11 protein-coding genes are annotated in these 12,545 nt (G+C 39.4%); 5 read left to right on the forward strand and 6 right to left on the reverse strand.

Annotation, left to right across the window (positions count from 1 at the left end; all coding sequences use genetic code 11):
• Positions 1–5: 5 nt before the first annotated feature.
• The 6 genes from brxL to V7K36_RS15450 are packed head-to-tail and all read right to left on the reverse strand — an operon-like array spanning position 6 to position 8,137.
• The gene (gene brxL / locus V7K36_RS15425; protein ID WP_335117086.1) at positions 6–1,454 is read right to left on the reverse strand and encodes a BREX system Lon protease-like protein BrxL; all 1,449 of its coding nucleotides are present in this window, start codon (positions 1,452–1,454) and stop codon (positions 6–8) included.
• Positions 1,441–2,019 carry a hypothetical protein gene (locus V7K36_RS15430; RefSeq protein ID WP_335117088.1) on the reverse strand — a complete coding sequence of 193 codons (579 nt, stop codon included), beginning with the start codon at positions 2,017–2,019 and terminating at the stop codon, positions 1,441–1,443. Before V7K36_RS15430 ends, brxL begins: the two co-directional genes overlap by 14 nt.
• 31 nt (positions 2,020–2,050) lie before the next feature.
• Positions 2,051–2,212 (reverse strand): hypothetical protein, encoded by a 162-nt coding sequence (locus V7K36_RS15435; RefSeq protein ID WP_335117090.1) that lies wholly within the window; start codon positions 2,210–2,212, stop codon positions 2,051–2,053.
• A 5-nt stretch (positions 2,213–2,217) separates the two neighbouring features.
• Entirely contained in the window at positions 2,218–6,849 is a 4,632-nt protein-coding gene (locus V7K36_RS15440; RefSeq protein ID WP_335117092.1) for a hypothetical protein, read from the reverse strand.
• A 33-nt stretch (positions 6,850–6,882) separates the two neighbouring features.
• Complete coding sequence (locus V7K36_RS15445; protein WP_335117094.1) at positions 6,883–7,323, reverse strand: hypothetical protein; 441 nt, start codon at positions 7,321–7,323, stop codon at positions 6,883–6,885.
• Positions 7,313–8,137, reverse strand: coding sequence for a hypothetical protein (locus V7K36_RS15450; RefSeq protein ID WP_335117096.1), 825 nt, complete (start codon positions 8,135–8,137; stop codon positions 7,313–7,315). The genes V7K36_RS15445 and V7K36_RS15450 overlap by 11 nt, the downstream gene beginning before the upstream one ends.
• Before the next feature lie 223 nt (positions 8,138–8,360).
• On the opposite strand from V7K36_RS15450, the gene dndE reads away from it, so the two are divergent.
• The 5 genes from dndE to V7K36_RS15475 all read left to right on the forward strand — a co-directional run bounded on the left by dndE (position 8,361) and on the right by V7K36_RS15475 (position 12,528).
• Positions 8,361–8,747 (forward strand): DNA sulfur modification protein DndE, encoded by a 387-nt coding sequence (dndE, locus tag V7K36_RS15455; protein ID WP_335117098.1) that lies wholly within the window; start codon positions 8,361–8,363, stop codon positions 8,745–8,747.
• Between the two features lie 129 nt (positions 8,748–8,876).
• Entirely contained in the window at positions 8,877–10,334 is a 1,458-nt protein-coding gene (locus V7K36_RS15460) for a DNA phosphorothioation-associated putative methyltransferase (RefSeq protein WP_335117100.1), read from the forward strand.
• A 97-nt stretch (positions 10,335–10,431) separates the two neighbouring features.
• On the forward strand, positions 10,432–11,733 hold the full coding sequence (locus tag V7K36_RS15465; RefSeq protein ID WP_335117102.1) for an AmpG family muropeptide MFS transporter: 1,302 nt from the start codon (positions 10,432–10,434) through the stop codon (positions 11,731–11,733).
• Entirely contained in the window at positions 11,718–12,125 is a 408-nt protein-coding gene (locus V7K36_RS15470; RefSeq protein ID WP_335117104.1) for an ABC transporter permease, read from the forward strand. Before V7K36_RS15465 ends, V7K36_RS15470 begins: the two co-directional genes overlap by 16 nt.
• 211 nt (positions 12,126–12,336) lie before the next feature.
• A complete protein-coding gene (locus V7K36_RS15475; RefSeq protein WP_335117106.1) occupies positions 12,337–12,528 on the forward strand; it encodes a hypothetical protein in 192 nt (63 codons plus the stop codon).
• Positions 12,529–12,545: the final 17 nt, after the last annotated feature.

The following is a 12,545-nucleotide window of genomic DNA, read 5'->3' on the forward strand; positions in this document are numbered from 1 at the left end:
GACTGTTACTTTGCTTCTACATGAATTTCTCTACCAAGCTGCCTGAATTCATCATCGAGATAATATAGTGAATTTCGGATAGCTTGTCGCAGTTTACAAGCAGGTTCTAGACAATCATCCTCGTAGTCCATTAATGTTAATTCTAAATGGGGATAGAGAATTTTCAGAAAACCTGATGCTGATTTGAGGATGGCATTCTGGTCACGAATCGTAACATTTTTTTCAAAGTGAGTATGCTGCTGTACATAGGATATAAAGCGATTATCTTGGCGTAGAGATAGCAAGGCTTCACCAAAGAAATCCATTTTTAAACCAACTTGAGAAGCTACCATTTCTCTTTGAAACTTGGGAATTTTCCAACCAGGGATAATCCCAGATAATCGGTCTAATAATGCAGTCTCAGTAAAAAACTTTGGTAGGTTAGCCATTAAATTATCTTCATTGCGTGGTTGTAATTGCTCATCTAATTCGATATTTGCCAGCATCACTAACCCGCAATCACTAGAAATATCTGCAAAACCAGAGCGATTATAACGACCGCTAGCAAGATAATTTTTCAGTGGGCCAATGACCTCTTCAGGATTATCGAATGTTAAACTTTGAACTTCATCTAGAACCACAACTTGATGACGACCGAGTAAACCAACTTCTTTAGTTCTACCGTTGATAAATAATTGGGCGGGAGTAACTTTACCACCACTAATTAAGCTAACTTTGCTACTGATATTTTCAAAAAAGAAGCTTTTACCAGTGCCTTTAGGAGCTAGTTCTATCACATGATAATTAGGTTCTACTAATGATAGCAACCTAGCCAATATCCATGTTTTTGCTTCCTGGTCATAACTGGGATGCTGGGGGTTAAAACCCATTGAGCAAAATATTAAATCTCGCCATTGTTGTGTATTGAATCTTCCCCGACATTCGGCATAACTTTGCAAGTCAACTTGCGAACATTGAAATGGTTCAAAATCCATCACTTCCACTTTACCATCGGGAAGCATAGCTAAAGTAATTTTGCCCCAAATTCCTTGGCGCAAAAGTATTTTATAGCGTTCTACAATATCAGTAGCAATGCTGCATTCAGTTAAATTCAGGGCCGGAATTTGTGCCAATGGTTCAGGAATTGTTTTTCCTCCTTGTTCTAATTTGATACGAACCTGCATTAGAGCAATGAGTTTTCGTATTTCTCCCTGAGTCAGGTCAAAAATAATTTCGTTGCGGTCATCTTTTCGGGGGAATGCTTTTTGAATAAAGTTATTGACTTTTTCTAATTCTATAGATGTGAGTGTTCCGGAACCAGGGACAATTTTATCTAGTAGCCATTCAGCCACAAAACTAGGTAAACCTATAGAACTGAGTCCACTCGATGGCAGTCTAGTTTTATCAATACAGAGATTGCCAAAAACCTCACGAACCAAATCGTTATTGTAGATTATTTCTTCACAAGAATTCATCTATATCAAATCCACTACTGAATATTTGCTTAACTATAATTTTAGATTCAGCAACTAGGGCAGCGCTTGCAGTTTCAAGACAGGCAAATCTAAAAGTTAATTCACCAGAGAGGAATAGGTTATTTCCTTGATTTGGTGGCAATTCCTGCACTTCGGGAATTATTATTTTGAAACTACAGTGCTGATTGGCTGGAATTTCCTGTGCTAATGGTTTTCCTTCTTGAAAAGAGGGCAATTCCTGAATATATAGACAAAGGTTTGTGAGTGGTACTGAGTTGGGATTATCGATAGTAATTTCCAGTTCTCCTAATTGTTTGGGTTTACCTTCACCCAAGCAAAAAACTAACACAGGATGACGTTGGATAGATTTTCGCAGCACAGATACACCAACTACAACTTCTTCAGGAAATAGCCCTCCGTGAGAACCGATAATTTTTTTATTGCTAGTGTAGCTGAAAGAACTTAAGCTAGCGGAGCCTTTGACAATACTAATGTCATGGGGAAGACTGTAGCGATCGCCTGACAAAACCACAAACCTGCTATCATCAGTTTTACCAATCGCCATCCTTCCCTTGGGTTCCAGTACTGGAGGACAGTCAAGTTTTTGCCCATTCGCATAATCGCTCACCTTTTACCCAGCAGGGAGCAGCACTAACACCAAAAAACTGTATCCATTCTACCTCTGTAGTGACAGGGATATAGCCGGAGGGAATATCGTAAAGTCCGGTAGGGTCTAGTATGATACGTTTATCGTTCATCCCTATTACTCCTCCGCCTTTTCTGAAAGCATTTGCCCTAACTTCTCGTAAATATTTTGTTGCTGTAAATAAGGAAGTTGCCGGAACAGCACGAAAATTTGATTAGCTGTATCTTTATCCCGTTCTTCAATGCATTGACGCTCTATATTTTCTAATAACTGAGTTTCTGGAATACTAAGCAAGTTAATATAATCAATTTTTTCAGCTTGAATTTGCTCCAGTAAATTGTTTGCAGTTTCAAACTTTTTTGTATCATCTGATAATTGGTTTATTTCAGTGTAACTATTTTCTAAATCTTTAACCCATTGTTGGGCAATAGTTTGTTGTTTCTGGAGAATTTGTGATTGTTTCTGTTGTATTTCTGTACGGAGTGAGTGAAGGCGATCGCTAAATTTTTCTCTCAGTCCTTCAGTCTTATTTTCCCAATCTCGTAGTCTCTCTAACTGAGTTTGACAAGCTTCTAAAGTCTCTAACTTTGTTGACTCGGCTATCTGCAATAACTCAATTAGTAGTGCCAGTTCTGAGATAATTGCTTCGTACTCTGTTTCTATTTCAGAGCGTGAGTAACAATGCGATTTTTTCAGTAACTCTTTTTGGAGTCTTTGTGCATCTTCTACTGTTGTCAAATGCTCTAAATTATGATTACATTCTTGTAGCTGAACAGTATATTCTTGGATTTTCTGCCTAAAATTGACTTCTAACTGAGTAATTATTTCTTGAAAGCGGTCAGCATTATAGATATTTAACTCCCGACTAGCAATTATTGCCAAAACATCATTACAACTGGCAATAGAATTACTTTGTTGATAGCGAATTTCCAGATTTTGTATCTGCTCTAGGTCATGCTTTAAACTCTGAATTTGTGGTTGTATTTCTTGATAGTTTCTGTAATCAGCCGAATCTTGAAAGACAACATCCAATTTGGCATATTTTGTATTAATAACATCTAATTCTATGAGATGGTTTACTGACTGGAGTCGAGTGTGGAGATTTGCTAGACTAGAACGATAGTCAGTAATTTTGTTTTGAATTGACTGCACAACTTCAGCAACTTCACGCTGAAATTTATCGGGATAATTGAAGCGAGATTGTAAATTTTCAACTTCTTGAAGCGCTTCTTGAGAAAGATGAATAGTTTTGATTTTTGTGGCAGAATTGCGAATATTCAGCATGATTTGTGTATCATCGGCTTGCTTTTGTCCTGCTTCTGCCTGCTGCCTGATGTCTGTTAATCTGATGTTGCTGGTACGGAAGGCATTTTGCAAACTCTCAATAAGGTGGAGAGGCAAGTCTACAATCTGGGTAATCTGGTCAATAATTCCTTGAATTTCTATTTGATAAGCACTACAAGCTTGTTCAGTAGATAGTGACTCAGCACGCTTGTTTTCTGCTGCTACAAGTTGGCCAATTTTATCACTGACAGTTTGCAATGCTTGGGAGAAGCGATCGCGTTGTTGTTCTGTTGGTAAAATTGAGGTGTTTGGCGATCGCTTCAGCAGTTGCGGGTAAAGTGGTAACAGTGCTGCCAATTGTGCCTCAGGAGGTAAGTTTTCCACAGCTTGCACTGGTTGGAACCACTTGTCAATTTCATCAACCGCCGCACTCACCTGTTTTCTATTCTTAGTTAATTCTTCTTTTTCTAACTCATCCGGTTCATTAGACTCTAAAAAAGCAGTAACGGCCTCTAGATACTCCTGCGCCTGATCATAATAGTTTATTAGCGATGCCGAAATCGGCATTTCTGCTTGTTGGCGGTGAATTAGTTTGGACTTTTGTTTAATAATCCAGTCGTCAACAAATGCGGTGGGGTTTTGGAGAATATCAGTATTACCCCAGTCTTTCAAGGATTGTGTTTTCAACGTCATATTTAACTTTTTAGAACCAAGTTCGATATAACCCCTGAGAGATACTTCTTTGCGGTGGATTGCCAGCCATCCTGCTAGCAACATGGTAAAGTTATACTCGCTATAACCAAAAGGTGGCGCAGAAAGTACTTGCCAAATTGTTTCTAGACCAAAAGTATTTTGCGGTAATCCTTCTAGGTCAGTTATTTCAGAAATTTTATCCCAGGCAGCACGGATTTGTTCATTAGTTGGTTCTTGAACGATATATTTATCAGATGTTTTCTTCAATAGACCCCATAACTTGACAAAAATCTGGTCAATAACAGTACTGTAAGAACGATCAAAGGTCTGTTCGTTGAAATTATCTTTTATGAAGATTTGTTTGGCAATCCAGGCAATAATTTTTTTACCTGTCGGATGGCCTGAACGCATTTTATCCATTTCATCCACAGGAGGAACAAAGGTATATAAATCTTCTAAAAGTACACTGATTAACCGTTGCGCTTTGTGTTGTTCCGCAGATGGAATTGTATCGATTCCCACACAATGATATGTACAATTATTTAACAACCTCGTTAACCGTGTGTTTGCTTCTTTTTGCCAACGCTCAAGCTGTTCTTGATAAGCTTTTTCCAACAATCTTTTATCAGCACTGTTCGTCTCTTCAAGAGCTTTTATCTGTATAATTATACGGTCTAAATTCCCGGTTTCTTCTCTAGGAATTGCAACGGCAATGTAATTTTTAATTGGTGATTTAGATAAATGATTAGCTACAGTATTACGAAACTCTTGCAACTCCTCTTGAGTCTCTGTTAGAACATAAGCTAAAATTCCCTTCTCTTTGGTATCTCTCAGAATACGATTATTCTCTAGCGCTTTAATGAATTTATCAATACTATATATCTTCCGCTCAAATCGCCATTCTTCACCCACTAACTTGTTATCCTTGACAAACTTTGTAGCAATAATTGTATTATTAGATTTATCTTTTTTATCTTTTTCAAGAATATTAATTTCACCACAATAGGCAATAACATCATTAATCGATGTTGTCTGAAATTTGATTTTTTCTTCAATTTCTTCTTGAATACTTTTAGGGTTGATTCCTTCCCAGAAACGATAAAGCTTAATTTCTGCTTGGTGATAAATTAAGTCTCTTTCCTTTTCTAGTTTATCTAGTGCTGTCTGGAGTCTCAATTTAGTTAAACCTGTTAAAGCTACTAAAATCTCTTGATGTTCTTCTTGGTCTGCTTTGGTCAGTTTTTCTCCACTAGCTTCATATAAGAATAAAGCTTTAAGAGCAATTAATTCATCTGCATCATCAGCACCTATAACTAAATCTACAGCTTTTTTATAATTGGTATAAACAGGGTAATTAGAAAAGTTTTCAATAAAGGTATCTACTAAAGCAATGGGATAAATGTAATTAAGTTTTCCAGCATTTTCTACAGGCTGAGTTGCAATGAAATTTTTGACATAGCCTTTTATAAACTGAATAGCAGTCCGATCTTGGGTAAAATCAAGGTTGCACAGCAGATATGCTGTAAGAGGATGTAGGGGAAAACAACCCTCAGATAAGTGGGTATAAAACTCTTGGAAAGACCAGCCTTTGTTTTTATAAATTTTAATTCTTCCCTCGAAGGCGGTTTCAGCTTCTCTTATCAGCGTGTTATGCCATTGAGAACGAAATGTTTGCCAACTGAAGTTATTTTTTCGCAACAATAAGTTTTCTATTACTAGTTCTAAGCTAGAAGTAGGATTATCATAGGTAGTACCATCTTTTGGTGCAAGACGAGTTGCTATCTTTTGGTACTCTGGTATGGCATTTGCGGAAATGCCCAATGCCCTACCAGGATGAATTTGGGTGAAACTTAGTAAAGCAATTTTCCCTTTGTAGTTTTCGCAAATGTTAGTAATATTTTGCAGTGCGGTACCTCCAGCACCTATGTCATCTGCTGCCCAAGATTTCAGATAGTAATTTAGCTCATCAAATAAAATTAAAATCCCCTGGAAATGGGCATTTTGTCCAGTACAATAATTTTTTAACAGGTCTTCTATAATTACTTCAATATTTATATTGGCAGTAAAATCAGGAGTAAATCCCGTGATTTGAAAGGCAAGTTTTTTAACAGTCGATAGAACACCAGAGTTATTTTCTCTGAGTAAGCGAATGAGAGAATTTAAATCACCATCAGGATTCCCAATACTTTGTAGATATTTCTCTGCTTCTGCCCGGTTCTCTATATTCAACTTTTCTAAGTAGTGTAGGGGTTCGCTACATATATCTTGTGCTAAGGAATCCTGAATACCTGCTTCTTCCAGATTTTTGACGAGTTGTTGCAGAAATTGCTTCCTAATGTCGCCACCTTGATCTCCACTAAGACAGATAACTAAATGTTGGTGGCGTTGGTTTTGTTTAAAAAGCTTTAATCCTTCAGAGATAGCCTGACTTTTCGCAGATGTAGCCTTTTCTAATTGTGACAAAATCCCTTGCACTTCCTGACTGTGGAAGGGTTTTTGGAAAAAGTTGGCGCTCGCGATCGCAAAGTGCGACTTGCCCTTACCATATTGTTGAATCATCAAATGGATGTTCGGCTGATTTGCACTATGATAGCTACGGCGCACCGCATCCAAAATACCAACTGTTGATGACTCAGGTTTTGTTGGGTCATAGTTAAAGATAAAACTTTCACATAAAGATAAATTCTTGTCTGAATTATCCATCATGCCAAAGTTTACAGAACTGGCAATACTACCCTTTTCGTTGATTTCAATAAGTTGGTTGAGGAGCATAGTAAATTTAAAATGGCAAATGCAAAAGGATGATTATCCTGAAGGAATACACTTAATTCGCTCTGGCAACCAATTTTTAGGCGCTAATTGCTGGGGTAGCAGTATCCATAAAAGTCTTTCTAGCTTCCGAGTTTCTTCCAGTTGTTTCCAGAAAAGGGTAATGCGACTGCCAGATGTAACTTGCAGATAGGTAATCAGACAATCTAACCCTTCGAGTAAAACAATCTGTTTGCTAACCCCAGAACACATTGACTTGATGGCACTTAGTTCCATATCTAAATTGTGATGAAGAGCAAGAAAACTTTCTCCCGGATGAATCCGTTGTAGCAAATTTTTTCGGTAATTGACCCGTTGGGCGTTGTTGTAATGAGCGATACGTACCAGTTCATTTTCATCAGGTGTGTCCCAAAGTAGCAGATGAATTCGGTCATCGGGTCTAGCATCTCCCAGCAGCAAGTAATCTTTATCTGTCATACGCCTTCTCTAGCAGTGCCAAGGGTTCATCCCAGCGCGGAATCACTTGAAAAGGAGGTACTGCCCGTCGCTGTTCAATGATGCCGTAAGCTTCTAATGCATTTAGCTGTTCTTGTAATGCATCGACTTGTATCCCCAAAACGGCAGCCAGTCCGATTTTCTGGTTGAAGATAGACTCAGTGAGAACCGAACCTTCGCCCTTAAAGTCACGTTCCCACAGCTTTGCCAAAAAGTATCCTAATAGATAAGAGTTAGGTAAATGGGCATATCCACTAATATATTTATCCTTTTCTTGGGTGACAAACTTGCAGGATGCTAAAGCAGTGAACTCAGTGTATGCTCTTAAGATAAATTTAATTCTGTCAGCAATCACTTTACTTTCTTCTTCAAATATTGACGCACTGTGATAGAGCAATTCTTCACTCGTAAATTTACTATAACGAGGTAAAAATGTATATATAAAGTAAGACCATCCACCCCAATCAGCAGGATTCTCTGGTGTTGGTTTTAGACCGCGATCGCCAAAACTTAAATAAAAGTGCATTAACCAGTCTGTAATATTTGACTCAAAGGTGGGGTCTAGTCGCAAAACAATTTCCCCTTCTGGACTGGGACGATTATTCTTAATTAACCCTGCACGTACTGCCCAACTTTTTACTCGTCCTACTTTGCCATTACCTAAACTTGTTTTCTCCATCAAATTGGGCAAGCTATCATTTAATCCTTTATCTTGGGCAGCAGCATGAAGAATTCTACTTATTTCGTCTTTTTTTAGCGCAAAAGAACCATTAAAATGTAATTGCAATTTAGCCATAATATCCTTTCAAAATAAAAAATAGTTTTTCATTTATTTTACTCTTCTTAGCTAAAAAAAGTTCCAAAAAATATGTATTAAGATATTTAAGTAAGTCGGCGAGAATAAATCAAACTATTCTATTTATATGCCTAAATGCAGATTATACCAAATTAATAACAAGCTGTTAACTATTGTTAATTATGTGAAAGCATAATGTAGAGTAATCCTTTAACCTTTAATCATGGAATCCCCAATCGAAAGAATAAAACTCTCCCAAACAGCCAAAGACCAACTTACCAAACTCAGACGCAGCACTAAAATCGACCAATGGAATATTTTATGTCGTTGGGCATTTTGTCGTTCCCTCGCAGAAGCAACCACACCTTCCCCCGTCCCAATTCCCCAAGATAGCAATGTCGAAATGACTTGGCGCGTCTTTGGCGGCGAAATGTCCGATATTCTCCTCCTCGCCCTCAAGCAACGCTGTCACAATGACGGCTATCCCACCGACAAAGAAACCCTCGCCACCCAATTTCGCTTACATTTGCATCGCGGTATTGGCTACTTAGCAGGCGAGCAAAATATCAAGAAAATTGAAGATTTAATTGAACTGGCGGTCAAAGATTGACAAAATAATTCGTAACTAATACTCTGCAATTCGTAATTTAAATTCTTAATTACGAATTACGTTAGCGAGTCTTCTCCCAAGGGGAGACGTTTCACGAACGAGCGTCATTACGAATTACGAATTAGTATTATGCCGGAAGCGCTAGAAATTGAGCGTCATAGAGCTGCGATCGCTCGCACTGATTTATCTCGCCCCGTGCGATTGGCAATAGAATGGGCAATCTTAAATCAAGACACCACTTTTTTTGATTACGGTTGCGGCTACGGTGGTGATGTCCAGCGAGTAAAAAACTTAGGCTACACCAGCGCAGGTTGGGACCCTTACTACCATCCCGATGTCCCACGCACCGCCGCCGATGTGGTCAACTTAGGCTATATCCTTAACGTCATTGAAGATCCAGAAGAACGCCGTCAAAGCCTTCGCCAAGCTTGGGAACTCACGGGGAAAGTTTTAATTGTCGCGGCTCAAATACTAATTAACGCACCCAGCAAAACCCAACTTGCTTACAACGATGGCATTGTGACGCGCCGCAATACTTTTCAGAAATATTACGAACAAGAAGAACTCAAAACTTATATTGATGAAGTCCTAAATGTAGATGCAGTACCGATCGCGCTAGGCGTATACTTTGTTTTTCGAGATGAAGCTGAAAAAGAAAGTTACAAAGCTATCCGCTTCTTTTCTACCACCTCTACACCGCGAGTCCGCATCCCCATCAAGCGGTTTGAAGATTATCAAGAACAGTTACAACCACTCATGGCTTTTTTTACCAAGCGCGGTAGATTACCTGTAAAAGGTGAATTGGAAAATGAACAGGAATTACTGAGCGAATTTGGTAACTTCCGCCGTGCCTTTGGTGTAGTTTTACAAGCTACTGATGAAGCAGAATGGGATGCGATCGCTTACCGTCGTTCTCTGGATATCCAAGTTTATCTCGCCCTCACCCATTTTGATCAACGCCCTGCATGGCAGAAGCTAGCAGCAGAAATGCGTCACGATATCAAAGCCTTTTTTAGTAGCTATGAGGAAGCTTGTCAAGTAGCCGATCAAAAGCTTTTCAGCTTAGGCAAATCTGGGGTAATTCAAACTACTTGCGAAAAAAGCAAAATTGGTAAACATACGCGCGGTGCCCTTTACGTCCATGTTTCGGCACTTGCTGCAATTGATCCCATACTACGAATTTGTGAAGGTTGCGCTAGCCGTACCATTGGGCGTGTAGATGAAGCCACATTAATCAAATATCACACTGATAAGCCGCAAATATCCTATCTGTCTTACCCCGAATTCGACACTGATCCCCATCCGGCGTTAAAAGCCAGCATCGGTATTGATTTAAAAACCTTATTCGTCACTCACCGAGATTACGAAACTAGGGCGAATCCGCCGATTTTGCACCGTAAGGAAACATTTGTTACCAGCAACTACCCTCGTTACGAAGAATTTGCTAAACTCACGCAACAAGAAGAGGAATTAGGATTGCTTAACCAAAAAAGCAACATTGGTACGCGAGAAGGTTGGGAAAAATGCCTTACTGCACACGGGCTACAAATCAGGGGGCATCAGGTTTATTCAATTAAGAAAAAATAAAGAAAATCTTAGCAGCTTTGTGTGCTTACACGAAATTAGACAGCAGATATGGCAAAATAACTGCAATTCAATTAGATAAAAAGGAATCTTCAAGATTGTGGAAGTAAATAAATCGCTGCTACGAATTTTTGGCAGCCCGAAGATGGGAGCTTTGTTATTTCTTGGCTTTTCATCAGGGTTGCCGTTGTATTTAACCAGTCAGACATTACAAGCCTGGTTGACCAAAGAAGGAATTAGCTTGGCAGCGATCGCCGCTTTTAGTTTAGTAAAGCTCCCCTATTCTTTCAAATATATCTGGTCGCCTTTACTAGATAGATTTGTACCGCCTTTTTTGGGGCGGCGTCGAGGTTGGCTGGTAATTACACAAGTAGCATTACTGTTAAGTATAGCTGCAATGGCTTTACAAAAACCATCCCTTGGGCTACAACCTTTAATAGTTGCTGCTGTGGCCGTTGCTTTTTTTAGCGCCAGCCAAGACATTTTAGTTGATGCTTACCGCAGTGATGTAGTGGAAGTAGAAGAAAGAGGTGCTGGAGCATCTATTTACTTATTGGGTTATCGCATTGCCATTCTAGTAACCGGTTACGTCACCTTATTTTTAGCAGACAGAATGCCTTGGCAAGCTGTTTACTTGTTGATGTCGCTGTTGATGCTCGTAGGCGTGATAAGTTCTATTTTTGCACCAGAACCAGTCCTGCGCGATCGCCCACCTCAGACTTTATCTGCCGCTGTCCAATTACCCTTTATTGAATTTTTCCAGCGTCATGGCTGGCTCCAAGCGCTTTTAATCCTAATATTCATTGTGATCTACAAGTTGGGGGATTCTTTACTAAAGAATGTATCCACCCCATTTTTGTTAGATAAAGGCTTACATTTCACTCAAACCGACATAGCATTTCCTGGTGCATTGGGAATTTTCGCCACTATTATTGGCACCTTGGCAGCAGGAGCAATAATGACCAAAATTGGTGTTAATCGCTCGCTCTGGATATTCGCCATATTGCAAGCTGTCGGCAACTTGGCTTTCTTTGCGTTAGCAGTAGTCGGTAAAAACTTCTATCTAATGTTAGCTGCCGTTAATATTGAACAATTCTGTGCTGGTCTAGAAACTGCTGCTTTTGTAGCATTTTTGATGAGTCTTTGTAACCAAAGGTTTTCAGCTACACAGTACGCCTTACTTTCGAGTTTGCAGGCTTTTAGTAGAGATATTCTCACGGCTCCAGCAGGTACATGGGTACAAGCCACCGGCTGGTCTACATTCTTTCTACTGACAGCAATAGCTGCTTTACCCGGATTACTATTATTGCCATTCTTTGCCCCTTGGAATCAAAAGCCAGTGGTAGTATTATCCAGACCAGGACTTGAGGACGAAGAAGAGGATATATGGGGAATCAAGTAGTTATTGCTGTCGGCACATTCATCCTCTTACTCACTGGTTTATTACTTGGCTATGTTCTCTCGCAGTTAGTTCTGGGATTTCTAGCATTTAACCTCCTAACTTTTTTCGGAACACTCAGCCTAATTTTAATTTTTGGTACACTTTATTACGTTTTATTTTGGCAGTTGCGGAGAGAGCAGTCCCGGCCATCAACTATAAATGAAAGGATACCAAACCAGGTAGAGGAGGGTTCATCTGATAGCTATCTCAAAAACAGGCTAATCGCTAAGTTATCCGGTGACGCTGCCGCTGCCGAACGGTTAATTGAACAGGCAAAGGAGACTTATCCTGGGATGCCGGAAAATTGGTATTGCGAGAGAGTGCTTGATGACTTAGAGCGCGATCGCCCATAAGCGGAAGTGGGGAGTGAGGAGTGGGGAGTAAGAATTTTAGATTTTAGATTTTGGATTTTAGATTGAAATTTAATCCAAAATTGTCAATCCAAAATCCAAAATTGAATTGCCCCATTCCCCATGCCTAAAAAATCGCTAAAATAAATTAAGAATACTTCACAAATCTTCAGCTAGATTCTCATAAAAGTTCCTAGATATTTGCAATCTAAATATGGCTATATTTCGTCAGTACATCGCCCCCTTGCTTGCGGTATTGGTATTTCTCTTTGCCCTAGTGGCAGTCAGCGCCCGCATCTTTTTACCCTCCGATATGGCAGCACCCGCACCAATTGAACAGGTAGGAGTAAGTTCTGGCCCCACTCCTACTGATTTCCTACCAGCAGCATATAACTCAGCTAGCTAACGTCAATAAACATCAGA

This window comes from Nostoc sp., from assembly GCF_036919555.1.
In the GTDB taxonomy this organism is placed as follows: domain Bacteria; phylum Cyanobacteriota; class Cyanobacteriia; order Cyanobacteriales; family Nostocaceae; genus Nostoc.

Bases quoted from the DNA above. Each gene is read 5' to 3' on its own strand.
- V7K36_RS15435 (WP_335117090.1), bottom strand. From the start codon at position 2,212: ATGAACGATAAACGTATCATACTAGACCCTACCGGACTTTACGATATT.
- V7K36_RS15460 (WP_335117100.1), top strand. From the start codon at position 8,877: ATGCCGGAAGCGCTAGAAATTGAGCGTCATAGAGCTGCGATCGCTCGC.
- V7K36_RS15450 (WP_335117096.1), bottom strand. From the start codon at position 8,137: ATGGCTAAATTGCAATTACATTTTAATGGTTCTTTTGCGCTAAAAAAA.
- V7K36_RS15440 (WP_335117092.1), bottom strand. From the start codon at position 6,849: ATGCTCCTCAACCAACTTATTGAAATCAACGAAAAGGGTAGTATTGCC.
- V7K36_RS15445 (WP_335117094.1), bottom strand. From the start codon at position 7,323: ATGACAGATAAAGATTACTTGCTGCTGGGAGATGCTAGACCCGATGAC.
- brxL (WP_335117086.1), bottom strand. From the start codon at position 1,454: ATGAATTCTTGTGAAGAAATAATCTACAATAACGATTTGGTTCGTGAG.
- V7K36_RS15470 (WP_335117104.1), top strand. From the start codon at position 11,718: ATGGGGAATCAAGTAGTTATTGCTGTCGGCACATTCATCCTCTTACTC.
- dndE (WP_335117098.1), top strand. From the start codon at position 8,361: ATGGAATCCCCAATCGAAAGAATAAAACTCTCCCAAACAGCCAAAGAC.
- V7K36_RS15475 (WP_335117106.1), top strand. From the start codon at position 12,337: ATGGCTATATTTCGTCAGTACATCGCCCCCTTGCTTGCGGTATTGGTA.
- V7K36_RS15430 (WP_335117088.1), bottom strand. From the start codon at position 2,019: ATGGCGATTGGTAAAACTGATGATAGCAGGTTTGTGGTTTTGTCAGGC.